General features: G+C 69.2%; 10 protein-coding genes. All 10 read right to left on the bottom strand.

The window, feature by feature from the left end:
* Positions 1 to 85: 85 nt before the first annotated feature.
* The 10 genes from hpnH to GA0115254_RS17855 all read right to left on the bottom strand — a co-directional run bounded on the left by hpnH (position 86) and on the right by GA0115254_RS17855 (position 11485).
* Entirely contained in the window at positions 86 to 1105 is a 1020-nt protein-coding gene (gene hpnH / locus GA0115254_RS17900) for an adenosyl-hopene transferase HpnH (protein WP_093896297.1), read from the bottom strand.
* 5 nt (positions 1106 to 1110) lie between these two features.
* The gene (locus GA0115254_RS17895) at positions 1111 to 1770 is read right to left on the bottom strand and encodes a phosphorylase family protein (protein ID WP_093896296.1); all 660 of its coding nucleotides are present in this window, start codon (positions 1768 to 1770) and stop codon (positions 1111 to 1113) included.
* Positions 1770 to 3770, bottom strand: coding sequence for a squalene--hopene cyclase (gene shc, locus GA0115254_RS17890; protein WP_093896295.1), 2001 nt, complete (start codon positions 3768 to 3770; stop codon positions 1770 to 1772). The genes GA0115254_RS17895 and shc overlap by 1 nt, the downstream gene beginning before the upstream one ends.
* A gap of 107 nt (positions 3771 to 3877) precedes the next feature.
* A complete protein-coding gene (locus GA0115254_RS17885; RefSeq protein WP_093896294.1) occupies positions 3878 to 4981 on the bottom strand; it encodes a polyprenyl synthetase family protein in 1104 nt (367 codons plus the stop codon).
* Positions 4978 to 6366 carry a hydroxysqualene dehydroxylase HpnE gene (hpnE, locus tag GA0115254_RS17880; RefSeq protein WP_093896293.1) on the bottom strand — a complete coding sequence of 463 codons (1389 nt, stop codon included), beginning with the start codon at positions 6364 to 6366 and terminating at the stop codon, positions 4978 to 4980. The genes GA0115254_RS17885 and hpnE overlap by 4 nt, the downstream gene beginning before the upstream one ends.
* 118 nt (positions 6367 to 6484) lie before the next feature.
* The gene (gene hpnD / locus GA0115254_RS17875; RefSeq protein ID WP_176740168.1) at positions 6485 to 7405 is read right to left on the bottom strand and encodes a presqualene diphosphate synthase HpnD; all 921 of its coding nucleotides are present in this window, start codon (positions 7403 to 7405) and stop codon (positions 6485 to 6487) included.
* Between the two features lie 29 nt (positions 7406 to 7434).
* Positions 7435 to 8352 carry a squalene synthase HpnC gene (gene hpnC / locus GA0115254_RS17870; RefSeq protein ID WP_093896292.1) on the bottom strand — a complete coding sequence of 306 codons (918 nt, stop codon included), beginning with the start codon at positions 8350 to 8352 and terminating at the stop codon, positions 7435 to 7437.
* A 445-nt stretch (positions 8353 to 8797) separates the two neighbouring features.
* The gene (locus GA0115254_RS17865; RefSeq protein WP_093896291.1) at positions 8798 to 9583 is read right to left on the bottom strand and encodes an ABC transporter ATP-binding protein; all 786 of its coding nucleotides are present in this window, start codon (positions 9581 to 9583) and stop codon (positions 8798 to 8800) included.
* Positions 9576 to 10505, bottom strand: coding sequence for an ABC transporter permease (locus GA0115254_RS17860; RefSeq protein ID WP_093896290.1), 930 nt, complete (start codon positions 10503 to 10505; stop codon positions 9576 to 9578). The genes GA0115254_RS17865 and GA0115254_RS17860 overlap by 8 nt, the downstream gene beginning before the upstream one ends.
* Positions 10506 to 10612: 107 nt before the next feature.
* The gene (locus GA0115254_RS17855) at positions 10613 to 11485 is read right to left on the bottom strand and encodes a glycosyltransferase family 2 protein (RefSeq protein WP_176740170.1); all 873 of its coding nucleotides are present in this window, start codon (positions 11483 to 11485) and stop codon (positions 10613 to 10615) included.

The following is an 11485-nucleotide window of genomic DNA, read 5'->3' as shown; positions in this document are numbered from 1 at the left end:
GCGCCGCGAGTGGCGGCGCATCGCGAGCGGCCGGGCCAGCAGCTCGGGGAGACCCAGTGCTACCGGTTCTCCAGCGGTCATGACGTCACCCGTTCCCGGAGACGGTCTCGCGCATGGCGCGCAGGGATTCCTTCAGCGATCCCATGGTGGCGAGGACGGCGGTGGGCTCGTAACCGCAGTGCGCCATGCAGTTGGCGCAGCGCGGGTCCTTGCCCCGGCCGTACTTGTCCCAGTCGGTCTCCTCGATGAGCTCGCGGTACGTTGGGACGTACCCGTCACTCATCAGATAGCAGGGCCGCTGCCAGCCGAAGAGCGAGTAGTTCGGGATCGCCCACGCGGTGCACGGGAAGTCCGCCTTGCCCTCCAGGAAGTCCAGGAACAGCGGCGAGTGGTTCAGTCGCCAGCGTGACCGGTTGCCGCCCGCGAACGACTTCTTGAACAGTTCCCGGGTCTGCTCGACGCCGAGGAAGTGCTCCTGGTCGGGTGCCTTCTCGTACGCATAGGCGGGCGAGATCATCATCTCGTCGACCTTCAGATCGTCATTGAGATAGTTCAGGACCTCGATGACGGTCTGCGGGGTGTCGGTGTTGAAGAAGGTGGAGTTCGTGGTGACCCGGAAGCCGCGGCGCTTGGCCTCCTTGATCGCCGCCACCGCCTCGTCGAACACGCCTTCCTTGGCGACCGATTCATCGTGCCGTTCGCGCAGCCCGTCGATGTGCACGGCGAAGGCGAAGAACGGCGACGGGGTGAATTTCTCGATCTTTTTACGCAGCAGCATCGCATTGGTGCAGAGGAAGACGTACTTCTTCTTTTTCACCAGTTGCCGCACGATTTCGTCGATCTGCGGGTGCATCAGGGGTTCGCCGCCCGCGATGGAAACCATCGGGGCTCCCGATTCCAGTACCGCGCCGACGGCCTGGGCCACCGGCATGCGCTGCTTCAGAACTCCGGCCGGATGCTGGATCTTCCCACATCCCTCGCACGCCAGATTGCAGGCGAACAAAGGCTCCAGCTCGACAATGAGCGGGAACTTGTCCCGCTTGCGGAGCTTCTGTTCAATGAGGTACGTCGCAACCTTGATGGTCTGGCGGAGCGGCATGGCCATCTAGCTCACCTCCTGGGGAGCAGCAGAGATCGGTGCCATTCGTAGAAAGCCGGTAGGACGGCACGGAGAACACGGAAAGCCGATATTCCACCGCGTATCGTGCCGATGCGGACGAGCTCATGCTCCGGAGCGTCCACGACCACCCGTACGGCGGCAACCGGGCGTGGCCCGGACCGCAGAGCGGCGCGGAGAGTGGCGGCGGACTCCATGTCCACCGCGATCGCTCCGGTGGCCCGCAACTCGGCCCGCTCATGTCCGCGTACGACATGGGCGGAACCGGTCAGCGGACCGGTGTGGACGGTGCGGCCGGGCACCGCACTTGCGAGGGCCTCTGCGAGCAGGCCCGTGCCGGTACAGACCGTCGAGTCCCCGGATTCCCTGGTCTCGGCGGCGACCACCAGGTCCCCGGGGTGCATGCCGGGTGACAGCCCGGCGCAGAATCCGGAGGCGAGCACCGCCGTGCCGGGCGCCCGGTCCTGACCGAGCGCCCGTGACACGGCCGCCTCGGCGGCCTTGGGGCCCATGCCCGTACGGAGTACGGTCACCGGGCCCGGAGCGTCACCGGCCCTGCCTCTGCCACTGCGCAGGGCGAATTGCTCGATGCCGAGCGCACAGGCGATCAACAGCGGCGCTGCGGGGCCGGCCGTCCCCGGACCATCGCCCATCAGGCCCCCCTGCGGGTGGCCGTGCGGTCGGCGAACGGTTCGCCGTACACGTACCGTCCGAGTGCGGTGAGCGGGAAGACCTGCCGGTAGAGGTGGTAGTTGATGGAGAAGTCCCAGGGGAAGCCGGTTCCGGTGAAGTACGGCTCGTCCCACGACCCGTCGGCCTGCTGCGTCTCGCTGAGCCAGGACACTCCCCGCTGCACGGCCTTGCTGTCGCGCCGTCCCGCAGCGAGCAGTGCGAGCAGTGCCCACGCGGTCTGGGAGGCGGTCGAGGCGCCGTGCCCGATCCACTTGTCCTCCTGGTACGAGCGCAGGTCCTCGCCCCAGCCGCCGTCGTCGTTCTGTACGGACTCCAGCCAGCCGACCGCGCGGCGGATCGCCGGATGCGTGACGGGCAGTCCGGCGGCCACCAGTGCGGGCACCACCGACCCTGTGCCGTATACGTAGTTGACGCCCCAGCGGCCGAACCATCCGCCGCTCGCGTCCTGTTCGGCGAGCAGCCACTCGATACCGCGCCGGGTGGCCGGGTGCCCGGACCGCCCCTCGACGGCGAGCATCTCGACCACGTGCCCGGTGACATCGGCGGACGGCGGGTCGATGACCTCACCGAAGTCGCAGAAGGGCAGCCGGTTGGGGAACGTGCTGGTGTTGTCCGCGTCGAACGCGCCCCAGGCCCCGTTGCGGGACTGCATGCCGAGGTTCCAGCGCACTCCGCGCCTGATGGCGGCCTCGATGCGTGCCTTGTCGGGGTGGCGGACCCGGCGCAGCGCGAGGACCACCTCCGCGGTGTCGTCGATGTCCGGGTAGTTGTCGTTGTGGAACTCGAACGCCCAGCCGCCCGGATTGAGCCGGGGACGGCGCACGGACCAGTCGCCGGGTCGCACGATCTCCTCGCCGAGCATCCAGTCCGCGGCCTTCACGAGCGCCGGGTGGTCGGGGCTGACCCCGGCGTCGGCGAGGGCGATGGTGGCGAGGCAGGTGTCCCAGACCGGGGACTGGCAGGCCTCGATCATCCGGGCGCCGTCCTCGCGCCAGACGGCGAAGCGGTCGAGCGAGGCGAGTCCGGCCCGCATCACCGGGTGGTCCAGGTCGTAGCCGAGCAGGTGCAGGGCGATGACGGAGTACACGGCGGGCGGCTGGATGCCTCCCCAGCAGCCGTCGTTCTCCTGGCGTTCGATGATCCAGCGGGCCGCCGCGTTCATGGCGGTCCGGCGCAGCTTGCGAGGTGCGATCCGGTGGTACGCGTGCAGCGCCTTGTCCAGGCGCTGGAAGACTCCGTCCCAGCTCGCCGCCGGAGCGGCGGGCCTGGGTGGGTTCGGGTGGCGTGGGTCGGTGTGCAGCTCGTCGAGGGCGAAGGGGGCCGGTCGTACCGGCCGCTTGGCCGAGACGATGGTGAGCGGCACGATGGTCTGGCGGGCCCAGCAGCCGAAGTCATAGATGTTGAGCGGAACCCATTTGGGAAAGAACATCAGCTCGGGCGGGAGTTCCGGCAGGTCGTCCCATTTCCACCAGCCGAAGAGGGCGAGCCAGATCCGGGTGAAGACGCGGCTCGCCGCGATTCCGCCCCGTTCCCTGATCCATCCCGAGGCCCGGGCCATGTGCGGTTCGTCCGGCCGGTCTCCGGCCAGCCGCAGCGCCACGTACGCCTCAATGGTGGTGGAGAGTTCGCCGGGGCCGCCGTGGAAGGTGGCCCAGGTGCCGTCTCCGCGCTGTTCGCCGCGGATGAAACGGCCGGCCGCCGATACGGTGGCCTGGTCCTGAATGCCGAGGAATTGACGGAGCAGCAGATCCTCGGCGTCCATGGTGACGTTGGTGGCGAGGTCGCCCTTCCACCAGCCCTGCTCGTCCTGCCTGCCGAGGAGATGCTCCACCGAGCGTTCCGCGGCCCGCCGCGCGGCGGCGAGTACGTCGTCCGCGGCGATGATTGTATCGGTCGGATTACTGGCCGAGGCTGCGCGGGAGCTCACAGCTCCGGTGCTTCCGTCGGTCGTCGCTGTCATGGCTTCCCCTTCGTGCAGTTGTTCCTCTGCTGTGCTGGGGTCTCCGTCGGCCGGCGCCCGGGACGGGCACCGGCCGGCGACTGCGAGTCATATGGAGCAGATGGTGATCATCTCTTTCGTACGACGACGAAGTCCGCGAGCGCTGTGAGCTGCGCCCGCACGGTTGGCGGCATGTCGACCCGGTGCAGTGCCTCGATGGCGACCGCATGCTGGCGACGGGCCTCCTGGGCGGTCCATTCGCGGCCGCCCGCCTCCTCGATGAGCGCCGCGCGGGCGGCGAACTCCTCTTCGGAGAAGCTGTCGAAATCACTGCTCTTGGCGTCGGCGGCGAGCAGTTCGCCGAGGCGCTCCGAGGCCGGGCCGCCCGCTGCGAGCGCGGCGACGACCGGCAGGGACTTCTTGCGCTGGCGCAGATCGCTCCAGGTCTGCTTGCCCGTGGACTCGGGGTCGCCCCAGATGCCGAGCAGATCGTCGACGGCCTGGAAGGCGAGGCCGAGGTGGTAGCCGTATGCCTCCAGGGTGTCGGCGGTCCGGTCGTCGGCGCCGCCGAGAACCGCGCCGATGGAGCAGGCGCAGGCGAGCAGGGCGCCGGTCTTGTTGCCCTCCATCTCCAGGCACTCCTCGACGGTGACCCGCTCGCGGTGCTCGTAGGAGATGTCCTGGGCCTGCCCGTCGATGAGCTTGCGGGTGGCGACGGTCAGCCGACGGGCCGCGCGGCCCGCCTCGACGGTGCCGAGCTCCAGCAGGATCTCGTTGGCGAGCGCGAAGAGCGCGTCGCCGACCAGGATCGCCTGGGCGGGGCCGTGCACCTTCCAGACGGTGTCGCGGTGGCGGCGCTGTTCGTCGCCGTCCATCAGGTCGTCGTGCAGCAGCGAGAAGTTGTGCACGAGTTCGACGGCCACGGCGCCGGGGACGCCCGCCTCGGCGGCGGCGCCGGCCGCCTCCGCGGACAGCAGGGCGAGCGCCGGGCGCACGGCCTTGCCGCCGTCGCCGTCGGAGGGCCGTCCCTGGGCGTCGATCCAGCCGAAGTGGTAGGCGGCGACGGTGTCCATGGGTGGTGCGAGCCGGTCAACGGCGGCCCGGAGCACCGGCGCGGAAAGGGCCCGTCCGCGCTCCAGAAGCGCGGTGACGTCCGTGGTGTCGGCCACGGTGTCGAAAGCCGGATTCGCCGGGGTCACTGACTCTCCTCTTGTTCCGGTGGTACTGCTCATGCCGCCTCCTGCAGCGGATGTTCATGGGTGCCGCCGAGCGTCCGGAGCGCGGCGTCCGCTGCGCTGAACCCGCTGCGGACGGCACCCTCCAACGTCGCGGGCCAGCCGGTGGCCGTCCACGCTCCGGCCAGACTGAGGCCTGGGGTACGGGTGCGGGCTCCGGGCCGCAGTCGGCCGACGCCGGGGGCGGGGGCGAACGTCGCCGTGCGCTCCCGGGTGACGAAGAAATCCCTGATCCCGGCCCCGCGGGCGGCCGGAAGGAGCCGCTCCAGCTCGGGCAGGTAGCGCTTTCGCAGCTCGGCGACGGGGAGGTCGATCTCCTCGTCGGCGGCGGACTGGGACAACGCGAGGTACTGCCCGGGTCCGGTGAGACCCGAGGCGTCCGTGCGGTCGAAGACCCACTGGACCGGGGAGCCGAGCGCGGCGAAGAACGGGCGGCGCAGCACCTTGCGGTCGTAGACCACGTGCACATTGAGGATCGGCGAGGTGCCGATGTCGAGCAGCCGCTCCGGCTCGTCGAGTGCGCCCTCCGGCAGCAGGTCGTGGGTCTCGCGCTGCGGGACGGCGAGGACGACGGTGTCCGCCTCGATCCGTTCACCGCCGGTGTCGACGATCCAGCAGCCGTCCTCCGCACGGGTGATGGAGGACGCCTTCGTACGCAGTTCGGTGCGTACCCCGGCGGAGTCAAGGGCCTTGCGGGCCAGTGTGTCGTGCACCTCGCCGAGCGGCACGCTCGCCCATCCGATGTCTGCGGCGCCGGGTTCGGAGAGGAGTCCGGTCTTGAAGACCTTCGCGGCAAGGGCCAGCGAGGCATTCGGCGCGGTGGCGTTGAGCGTGGCGACGCCCACCAGGTCCCAGAGGGCCTCGATGGTGCGCGGCGACTGCCCGTGACGGGCGAGCCAGCTGCCGAAGTCGACGGCGTCGAGCGCGGGGTCGTCCGGGTCCAGCCGGCCCAGCGCCAGTGCGGCGCGTCCGACGCCCGCCCGCTCGGAGAGCGAGAGATGCGGATAGCCGGCGAGTCCGGCGGCGAGGTGGAACGGCACCGGCAGTGCGTTGCGGCGCAGCCGTCCCAGCCGGGGGCCGGCGGGGCGCCCGACATCGAGAACAGGCACGTCCAAACGGTTTTGCAGGGGTGCCAGCCGCGTCCCGTCGACACGGTCGAGGAACCAGCGGTAAGCGGTGCAGCAGCGCAGATAGACATGCTGTCCGTTGTCGACGGTCAGTTCGCCGCGCCGGAAGGAGAAAGCGAGTCCGCCGAGCCTCGGCCGCCCTTCGAGCAGGGTCACGTCAAGCCCGGCGTCGGCGAGACGCAGGGCAGCGGTGATGCCGGCGAGTCCGCCGCCGATCACGACCGCGCGGGAGGAACGCGGGGCGTCGTCCGTCATACGTCCTCCTTTCGCCAGGTCACTTCAGTCAGGGACGCGCCAGTACACCAGAGGGTTGACCACTGACCGACGCGACTCACCGTGATGCACATGTTGCGCGAGATGTCCGTACGGCGCATCAGACACGCCCCCTGGCCGTGCGGCGGGAGATGTACCGCGCATCGAGGCCCGACAGTCCACGCACCGCGACATACGCCTTCTCGTGGCCGGGCAGCGAGACCCGGCCACGCAGCACCGCCTCGGGGTCGCGCTCGATCCGGTCGAGCAGCCGCCGGTAGATGCCCGCCATGGCCGCGACACAGGCACCGCTGCGCCGGTCCAGCATCGGCAGCAGCCGGTATCCCTCGGCGAACAGGGCGCGGGCGCGCCGTACCTCGAAGTGGACCAGGCCCGCGAAGTCGGCGCCGGACGGCGGGGTGGCCCGGTGGAAGCCGGCCGAGCAGCCGAACTTGGCGAGGTCGTCGGCAGGCAGATACGTACGCCCGTTGCCCGCGTCCTCACGTACGTCGCGCAGGATGTTGGTCAGCTGGAGCGCGAGACCGAGCGTGTCGGCGTACTCCGCGGCCCGGTCGGAGCCGGGAGCGCCCGGTTCCGTGCCGAAGACGCCCAGGCTGAGGCGGCCGATGGCGCCCGCGACACAGCGGCAGTAGACCTTGAGATCGTCCCAGGTCTCGTACGTCGCACCGCGCACGTCCATCAGCACGCCGTCGATGAGTTCGTCGAGGCCGCCGAGCGGGAGCGGGAATCTGCGCGCGGCGTCGGCGAGCGCGACGGCCACCGGGTCGGTGTCGTCCTCGTCGATCACGCCGCCCCGGATCCGGTCCAGCAGTGTGCGGGTGCTCTCCAGGCGGGTCCGCTTGGTCTCCGGCTCCAGCTCGCCGTCACCGATGTCGTCGACACGACGGGAGAAGGCGTACAGCGCCGACATGGCCTGTCGCTTCTCGGCCGGCAGCAGCCTGATGCCGTACGCGAAGTTACGCGCCTGCTGTCCGGTGACCGCCTCGCAGTAACTGTATGCGGCCTGTACCGGTGCCGACATATACGTCGTCTGTCCCTCCACGGTCCGGCTCACCCCTCTCTACGCGCTCTTCGCAAGACAACTCCCACTTCGCGCAGCAGGCTGGGCTTGGTGGGCTTGGGCGGTCCGGGCAGTACGTCGAACCCGGCGGCCGCGATCGCGGTGAGGGCGGCACGCCCCCCTCCCACGAATCCGGCGAGAAGCAGCTTGAGCCTGCCGTGGACGCTACCCACCAAGGGGGTGCCTTCATTCAGCAGTTCCCGAGCGCGTTCTGCTTCGTACGCAACCAGTGAACGCACCGATGCGCCCCCCGACGGGGTCGCCAGATCGGATTCGCGGACATGGAACCGGGCCATGTCGTCCGCGGGCAGATAGATCCGGTCGCGGCCGAGGTCCTCGGTGACGTCCTGGAGGTGCTCCACGATCTGCAGGGCCGTGCAGACGGCGTCGGAGCGCCGGATGCGTTCGGGGGTGGCGGTGCCGGTGATCTGCAGGACAAGTCGGCCCACGGGGTTGGCGGAGAGCTCGCAGTAGGAGACGAGGTCCTCGTACGTGCCGTACCGGCGGACCTTCTGGTCCTGCCGGTTCGCCTCGATGAGGCCGAGGAAGGGATCGGGTGTGAGCGCGCAGCGCCGCACAGTGGGGCGCAGGGCACGCAGCAGGGGGTGGCGCGGGCCGCCCGCGGTGTCGAAGACCCGGTGCAGATCGGCCTCGAAGGCATCGAGCATGGCGAGCCGGTCCTCGGTCTGCGCCGGGTCGAGCCCGAGATGGCGGGCGTCCGCACCGCCGGGGGCGAGATCGCCGTCGCCGATGTCGTCGACGAGACGGGCGTAGCCGTAGACGGCCATCAGGTCGTCGCGCCAGGCGCGCGGCAGAAAGAAGGGGGCTACGGGGAAATTCTCGTCCGCAGCCTTGTCGAGGGTGCTGGGCACGGCGGCATCGGGGTGCGCCTGCTGGGTACGGGTCACCACCGACCGCCCGGCGCTGGGACGGCGTGAGCACCTCGGAGCTGGAGATTTTCCGTCATAGCCGTCACATCTCCCGTTCTACACTGCTGACCTAAAACATCCCATTCCGGACACGCCGCCCGCTCTACCGAGTGCGGAGCACGCCGCCAGGCCGTATGGCCAGGCACTATCGCCCCACTTGCAACGAATCAGCACCGCTACAGCTTACGTTGTACAACGCTCATCGATACGTCGGGGTGTTACGCGCAGAGGAACAACGCGTCCTGCCCCGCCAACCTTCCCTGTGCGCAAGGAAATTGACGTCATCCGACGGGAGGAGATCTTGTGCAGGGCGTACCGCCGGGGGTGGTGGGCGCCGCCGGGAGTCCATGCTCCGGACACCGAGGCGGCCTCCGCCGGAGAGTTCCGGCGGAGGCCGCCTCGGTGTCGCGGGACCCGGGAGCAGTTATTTCCCGGTCTCGCGCTCATAGGCCTTGAGGACCTCGTCCGTCGGTCCGTCCATCAGCAGCTCGCCCTTTTCCAGCCACAGCACCCGGTCGCAGGTGTCCCTGATGGACTTGTTGCTGTGACTGACCAGGAAGACGGTGCCCGCTTCCTTGCGGAGCTCCCTGATGCGCTTCTCGGAACGGATCTGGAACTTGCGGTCACCGGTCGCCAGCGCCTCGTCGATCATGAGGACGTCGTGGTTCTTCGCGGCGGCGATGGAGAAACGCAGCCGGGCGGCCATACCGGAGGAGTACGTCCGCATCGGAAGGGTGATGAAGTCGCCCTTCTCGTTGATGCCGGAGAAGTCGACGATGCCCTGGTAGCGCTCGCGGATCTCCTCGCGCGACATACCCATCGCGAGACCGCCGAGCACCACGTTGCGCTCACCGGTCAGGTCGCTCATCAGCGCCGCGTTCACCCCGAGCAGCGACGGCTGGCCGTCCGTGTACACCTTGCCGTGCTCGGTCGGCAGCAGACCGGCGATGGCCCGCAGCAGGGTGGACTTGCCGGAGCCATTGGTTCCGATGAGGCCGATGGCCTCGCCGCGGTAGGCGGTGAAGGAGACTCCGCGGACGGCGTGCACCTTCCGCACACCGCGCGGCTCGCCCTTGCCGCGGCGCAATATCCGGCTCAGCGCCGCAGTGGCGCTGCCCTTGCCTCCGCCGGCGCCATTGACTCGGTACACGATGTGCACATCGTCGGCGATGACGGTGGGGACGCGCCCCGAAGTGTTGTCGTCAGCCACGGCCGTACCGTTCCTCTGCCTTCCAGAAGTACACAAAGCCCACGACGCCGACGAGGACCGCCCAGGCGAGTGCCACGACCCAGATGTGCGACGGCAGGTTCTCCGAGCCGTAGCCGTCGATCAGCGCGAAGCGGATCAGGTCCATGTAGATGGCCGCCGGGTTGTACTGGAGCACGTTGGCGATCCAGTCCGGCTTGTCCTTGAGCATCACCGGGATGGAGAACATGACGCCCGACGCGTACATCCAGGTCCGCATGACGAACGGCATCAGCTGGGCGAGGTCGGGGGTCTTGCTGCCGAGCCTGGCCATGATCATCGCCAGGCCGGTGTTGAAGAGGAACTGCATCACCAGCGCCGGGATGATCAGCAGCCAGGAGAGACCCGGATAGCTGCCGAAGGCGACGGCCACGACCGCGAGCACGATCATCGAGAACAGCAGTTGCTGGAGCTGCTGCAGCGAGAACGAGATGGGCAGCGAGGCGCGCGGGAAGTGCAGCGCCCGGACCAGTCCGAGGTTGCCGGAGATGGCCCGTACACCCGCCATCACCGAGCTCTGGGTGAAGGTGAAGACAAAGACACCGGTCACCAGGAACGGGATGAAGACCTCCTGGGTCATTCCCTTCCTGGTACCCAGGATCAGCCCGAAGATCAGGTAATAGACCAGAGCGTTGAGCAGTGGTGTGGCCACCTGCCACAGCTGGCCGAGCTTCGCCTGGCTGTACTGGGCGGTCAGCTTCGCCCTGGAGAACGCCATGATGAAGTGGCGGCGGCCCCAGAGCTGCCGGACGTACTCGAAGAGCCCTGGCCGGGCGCCGCTCACCGTCAGGCCGTACTTGGTGGCCGTCTCGGCCGCGTTCAGGCCGTCGTCCGTGGATGGTGGGGTGCTCAGCGCGACCGCACCATCATGGGTTGTGTCACTCACCAGATGAAACTCTCGTATTCAGGATGCGCAGCCAGTCGCGGGTGCGGCTCGGAGCGGACAGGTCCCGTGGAGAAAACGTACGACTCATGCTCTCAGAGGAAAGACTCTCAGATCACGGGAGGGCGACCGAGTCTGGTCAGCCGCCATACCGTGCGCCAGCTCATCGGACGGCGGGTTCCGCACGGCGTGGACCAGCCTTCCCGGAAGCCGCCGAACCATGCCTTGAGGGCCGGGCCGGAGGGCTTGCGCAGCAGGGTCAGCAGCAGCCAGACGCCGAGGTAGGCGGGGACCAGCGGCGCGGGCAGATTGCGCCGGGCCAGCCAGACCCGGTTGCGGGCCACCATGCGGTGGTACACCGCGTGCCGCGACGGGGCGGTCGTCGGGTGGTTGAGGACCATGTCCGCGCGGTAGTCGATCATCCAGCCGGCGTCCAGTGCCCGCCAGGCGAGATCGGTCTCCTCGTGCGCGTAGAAGAACTGACCGGGCAGTGGCCCGACCTCGGCGATGACCTTGCTGCGTACGGCGTTGGCGCCACCGAGGAAGGTCGTCACGCGCGAGGAGCGCATCGGATCGGCGGCACGCAGCCGCGGTACGTGGCGGCGCTGGGTGACGCCGGTGTCGGGGTCGGCGATACGGAAGCTGATGATGCCCAGCTCGGGATCGGCCTCGAACGCCTGCCGGCACAGCTCGGCGGTGTCGGTGAGCGGCAGCAGGCCGTCGTCGTCGAGGAAGAGCAGAGCGTCCACATCGGCTCCGGACGGGCCGAATGCCTCGATCCCGACGTTGCGCCCGCCCGGGATGCCGAGGTTCTCGGGCAGCTCGACGGTGCGTACACCCGCGGGAACGTCCGGTACGGGGGCGCCGTTGCCGACGACCACCACTTCGATCCGGTCGCCTTCCTGCTTGGCGACCGAATCGAGGAGGGCGCGCAACTCCTCGGGCCGGTTGCCCATCGTGATGACGACCGCGCCGAGCTTCAT

The sequence above is a fragment of the Streptomyces sp. Ncost-T10-10d genome, from assembly GCF_900091955.1.
Taxonomy (GTDB): Bacteria; Actinomycetota; Actinomycetes; order Streptomycetales; family Streptomycetaceae; genus Streptomyces.
The sequence above is the reverse complement of the archived record's forward strand: the minus strand, read 5'-3'. Positions and strand labels throughout refer to the sequence as shown.